Here is a 5,237-nt window from a genome sequence, read left to right as displayed (position 1 = left end):
AAAGGCCACCAGGAAATCTCATCTCGAAACAGGCTTCCCGCTTAGATGCTTTCAGCGGTTATCCCTCCCGAACGTAGCCAATCAGCCATGCACCTGGCGGTACAACTGACATACCAGAGGTTCGTCCGTCCCGGTCCTCTCGTACTAAGGACAGCCTTTCTCAAATTTCCAACGCGCGCAGCGGATAGAGACCGAACTGTCTCACGACGTTCTGAACCCAGCTCGCGTACCGCTTTAATGGGCGAACAGCCCAACCCTTGGGACCAACTCCAGCCCCAGGATGCGACGAGCCGACATCGAGGTGCCAAACCATGCCGTCGATATGGACTCTTGGGCAAGATCAGCCTGTTATCCCCGAGGTACCTTTTATCCGTTGAGCGACGGCCGTTCCACAACGTACCGCCGGATCACTAGTCCCGACTTTCGTCCCTGCTCGACCTGCCAGTCTCACAGTCAAGCTCCCTTGTGCACTTACACTCAACACCTGATTGCCAACCAGGCTGAGGGAACCTTTGGGCGCCTCCGTTACTTTTTAGGAGGCAACCGCCCCAGTTAAACTACCCATCAGGCACTGTCCCTGACCCGGATCACGGGCCGAAGTTAGACATCCAGAGCGACCAGAGTGGTATTTCAACAACGACTCCACACGAACTAGCGTCCATGCTTCACAGTCTCCCACCTATCCTACACAAGCCGCACCGAACACCAATACCAAACTATAGTAAAGGTCACGGGGTCTCGTCGTCCTGCTGCGCGAAACGAGCATCTTTACTCGTACTGCAATTTCGCCGAGTTCATGGTTGAGACAGTAGGGAAGTCGTTACTCCATTCGTGCAGGTCGGAACTTACCCGACAAGGAATTTCGCTACCTTAGGATGGTTATAGTTACCACCGCCGTTTACTGGGGCTTAAATTCTCAGCTTCGCCCACAAAGGGCTAACCAATCCTCTTAACCTTCCAGCACCGGGCAGGAGTCAGTCCGTATACATCGTCTTACGACTTCGCACGGACCTGTGTTTTTGATAAACAGTCGCTTCCCCCAATTCTCTGCGACCCATACACGCTCACCACCGCGTAGGTGGGTCACGCTCAAGGCTCCCCTTCTCCCGAAGTTACGGGGACATTTTGCCGAGTTCCTTAACCATGATTCTCTCGATCGCCTTAGTATTCTCTACCTGATCACCTGTGTCGGTTTCGGGTACGGGCGGCTAAAACCTCACGTCGATGCTTTTCTCGGCAGCATAGGATCACCAAATCCCCCACAAACGGGGTCCCATCACGTCTCAGGCCAACACCGGCGCATTTAACAACCGGATACCCTACACGCTTAGACCACGACAACCATCGCGTGGCTTGGCTACCTTCCTGCGTCACACCTGTTAATACGTTTACCTCCAAAAATCGGGTCCTGCAGTCCACCACAAGCTCCCACACCCAAAGGTGCAGGTTACAAACGGCTTCTCACAGTTAGCATCAAAATATCAGTATGGGCGGTTTTTCGCCGGTACGGGAATATCAACCCGTTATCCATCGACTACGCCTGTCGGCCTCGCCTTAGGCCCCGACTAACCCAGGGCAGATTAGCTTGACCCTGGAACCCTTGATCATCCGGCGCACGGGTTTCTCACCCGTGATTCGCTACTCATGCCTGCATTCTCACTCGCATACCCTCCACCACTGGTTTACACCGCAGCTTCACTGGATACACGACGCTCCCCTACCCAACCAGCAAAAAACTGATTGCCATAACTTCGGTGGTGTACTTGAGCCCCGCTACATTATCGGCGCAGAATCACTTGACCAGTGAGCTATTACGCACTCTTTCAAGGGTGGCTGCTTCTAAGCCAACCTCCTGGTTGTCTAAGCAACTCCACATCCTTTCCCACTTAGTACACGCTTAGGGACCTTAGTTGATGGTCTGGGCTGTTTCCCTCTCGACAATGAAGCTTATCCCCCACTGTCTCACTGCTACGCTCTCACTTACCGGCATTCGGAGTTTAGCTGACGTCAGTAACCCTGTGGGGCCCATCGGCCATCCAGTAGCTCTACCTCCGGCAAGAAACACGTAACGCTGCACCTAAATGCATTTCGGGGAGAACCAGCTATCACAGAGTTTGATTGGCCTTTCACCCCTATCCACAGCTCATCCCCTCCATTTTCAACTGAAGTGGGTTCGGTCCTCCACGACGTCTTACCGTCGCTTCAACCTGGCCATGGATAGATCACTCCGCTTCGGGTCTAGATCCTGCCACTCACTCGCCCTATTCAGACTCGCTTTCGCTACGGCTTCCCCACACGGGTTAACCTCGCGACAGAACACTAACTCGCAGGCTCATTCTTCAAAAGGCACGCTGTCACCCCAAAAGGCTCCAACGGCTTGTAAGCACACGGTTTCAGGTACTATTTCACTCCCCTCCCGGGGTACTTTTCACCATTCCCTCACGGTACTGATTCACTATCGGTCACTAGAAAGTATTTAGACTTACCAGGTGGTCCTGGCAGATTCACACGAGATTCCACGAGCCCCGTGCTACTCGGGTGGCACACACGCGGTCTAACACATTACGATTACAGGACTCTCACCCTCTCCGGTCGCCCATCCCAAGGCGTTCACCTACATGCTAGAACATCACGTCAACAGCCGGTTGAAACTGTTATGCGTACTCCCACAACCCCCATGATGCAACCCTCAACCGGTATCACACACCACAGGTTTAGTCTCTTCCGCTTTCGCTCGCCACTACTCACAGAATCATTAGTTATTTTCTCTTCCTGAGGGTACTGAGATGTTTCACTTCCCCTCGTTCCCTCCAACCAGCCTATACATTCAACTGGTGGTAACAAACCATGATGGCTTGCTGGGTTTCCCCATTCGGACATCCTGGGATCAACGCCCTGTTATCGGCTTCCCCAGGCTTTTCGCAGATTCACACGTCCTTCATCGGCTTCTAGTGCCAAGGCATCCACCGTGTGCCCTTAATAACTTACACACAGATAAAATCAAAGATATTAACCTTGACTAACTAAGTACAAAATCAAAAGTATCAAAGAAACCCAATCATTAGAGATTGAGATGAATTCTTCAATTACATTCGAAGATGCTCGCGTCCACTATACAGTTCTCAAACAACAACCCGATACCACTCAAGGCAACCAAAGACAAAGCTCAGTCACTACTCTCATGCCGGGAACCTGAGAGCAACAAACCACATGGCTTATTACCTCAAAACCCAAAAGCGCACCAACATTACACACAATCCTTATCAGCACCCACCAGGGGGCACCTGAACTAACATTCCACCCATGAGCAAACCACCCAAACGACACTCGCGTCCAGCGTGGCTCAACCAATATGTTGAAGCTCCTTAGAAAGGAGGTGATCCAGCCGCACCTTCCGGTACGGCTACCTTGTTACGACTTAGTCCCAATCGCCAATCCCACCTTCGACGACTCCCTCCCACAAGGGGTTAGGCCATCGGCTTCGGGTGTTACCAACTTTCGTGACTTGACGGGCGGTGTGTACAAGGCCCGGGAACGTATTCACCGCAGCGTTGCTGATCTGCGATTACTAGCGACTCCGACTTCATGGGGTCGAGTTGCAGACCCCAATCCGAACTGAGACCGGCTTTTTGGGATTAGCTCAACCTCACAGTATCGCAACCCTTTGTACCGGCCATTGTAGCATGCGTGAAGCCCAAGACATAAGGGGCATGATGATTTGACGTCATCCCCACCTTCCTCCGAGTTGACCCCGGCAGTCTCCTATGAGTCCCCACCATTACGTGCTGGCAACATAGAACGAGGGTTGCGCTCGTTGCGGGACTTAACCCAACATCTCACGACACGAGCTGACGACAACCATGCACCACCTGTATACCAGCCCCGAAGGGAAACTCTATCTCTAGAGCGGTCCGGTATATGTCAAGCCTTGGTAAGGTTCTTCGCGTTGCATCGAATTAATCCGCATGCTCCGCCGCTTGTGCGGGCCCCCGTCAATTTCTTTGAGTTTTAGCCTTGCGGCCGTACTCCCCAGGCGGGGCACTTAATGCGTTAGCTACGGCGCGGAAAACGTGGAATGTCCCCCACACCTAGTGCCCAACGTTTACGGCATGGACTACCAGGGTATCTAATCCTGTTTGCTCCCCATGCTTTCGCTTCTCAGCGTCAGTTACAGCCCAGAGACCTGCCTTCGCCATTGGTGTTCCTCCTGATATCTGCGCATTTCACCGCTACACCAGGAATTCCAGTCTCCCCTACTGCACTCTAGTTAGCCCGTACCCACTGCAAACCCGGGGTTAAGCCCCGGGCTTTCACAGCAGACGCGACAAACCGCCTACAAGCTCTTTACGCCCAATAATTCCGGACAACGCTCGCGCCCTACGTATTACCGCGGCTGCTGGCACGTAGTTAGCCGGCGCTTCTTCTGCAGGTACCGTCACTTTCGCTTCTTCCCTGCTGAAAGAGGTTTACAACCCGAAGGCCGTCATCCCTCACGCGGCGTCGCTGCATCAGGCTTGCGCCCATTGTGCAATATTCCCCACTGCTGCCTCCCGTAGGAGTCTGGGCCGTGTCTCAGTCCCAGTGTGGCCGGTCACCCTCTCAGGCCGGCTACCCGTCGTCGCCTTGGTGAGCCGTTACCTCACCAACAAGCTGATAGGCCGTGAGCCCATCTAAAACCAGTACATATCCCTTTCCACCAGCATCCCATGCGGGAACTGGTCGTATCCGGTATTAGACCTCGTTTCCAAGGCTTATCCCAGAGTTAAAGGCAGGTTACTCACGTATTACTCACCCGTTCGCCACTAATCCACCCAGCAAGCTGGGCTTCATCGTTCGACTTGCATGTGTTAAGCACGCCGCCAGCGTTCGTCCTGAGCCAGAATCAAACTCTCCGTTAGAAAAATGAAGTAGTTGATGATCCTAGTCTCTGATTGTTAGCGAACCATTCACCACGGGGTGGTGTGGTTCGAGCTGACGAATCTGAAACCAATTGATTATCAAATTCAGATAAGAAACCAAGGGTTTCTTACCTTGTTATATAAATATTTGGTATCAGTTCAATTTCCGCACTACCAGTGTGTTCATGTGTGAACACTAGTGTGTAGTGTGGACGATAAGAATGTTATTTATAACATTGGTACGCTATTGAGTTTTCAAGCAACAAACCGCATTCTCAACCCTAGCCAGATGCTGGCCGGTGTTTCGTATCGGTCATTCTCAAGTTTTTGTGTTACCCG

2 rRNA genes are annotated in these 5,237 nt (G+C 52.5%); both read right to left on the bottom strand.

What is annotated here, in order from left to right:
* Positions 1–2,990: ribosomal RNA gene (locus tag L6758_RS10850) — 23S ribosomal RNA — on the bottom strand; the annotation flags it as partial.
* Between the two features lie 379 nt (positions 2,991–3,369).
* A 16S ribosomal RNA gene (locus L6758_RS10845) occupies positions 3,370–4,898 on the bottom strand.
* Positions 4,899–5,237 lie beyond the last annotated feature (339 nt).

The sequence above is a fragment of the Rothia nasimurium genome, assembly GCF_928382285.1.
Lineage (GTDB): Bacteria > Actinomycetota > Actinomycetes > Actinomycetales > Micrococcaceae > Rothia > Rothia nasimurium_E.
Note: the sequence above shows the minus strand (reverse complement) of the source record. Positions and strands in the feature narration are given on the sequence as shown.